General features: G+C 46.7%; 1 protein-coding gene. It reads right to left on the minus strand.

Translation table 11 applies throughout. The features are described from left to right. A partial coding sequence (locus CWC16_RS19735; protein ID WP_138542713.1) for a hypothetical protein occupies positions 1-274 on the minus strand: 274 nt, incomplete at both ends.

Raw genomic sequence — 274 nt, forward strand, 5'->3', positions numbered from 1 at the left:
TTCATCATAAATTGTACAGTAAGGTGTGTTCACACCCGGCGTTTGATAAAGGCCAGCAGGTTGACAGGCATCGCGGTTGTTCACTTGACCCGCTTCAATAACGGTTAACGTTTTACTTACCTCCCCAGTAGCACCCTTATCATCAGTTACCGTTAACGTAAATGTGACAGGGCCTAATTGAGCAGCTTGCCATGTATGCGCAGTTGCAGATCCATTGCTTGATGCAACTTCAACACCATCAACGGCAAAGCTTAACGCTGTTACTTGCCCGTCA

This window comes from Pseudoalteromonas sp. S3776 (genome assembly GCF_005886915.1).
Lineage (GTDB): Bacteria > Pseudomonadota > Gammaproteobacteria > Enterobacterales > Alteromonadaceae > Pseudoalteromonas.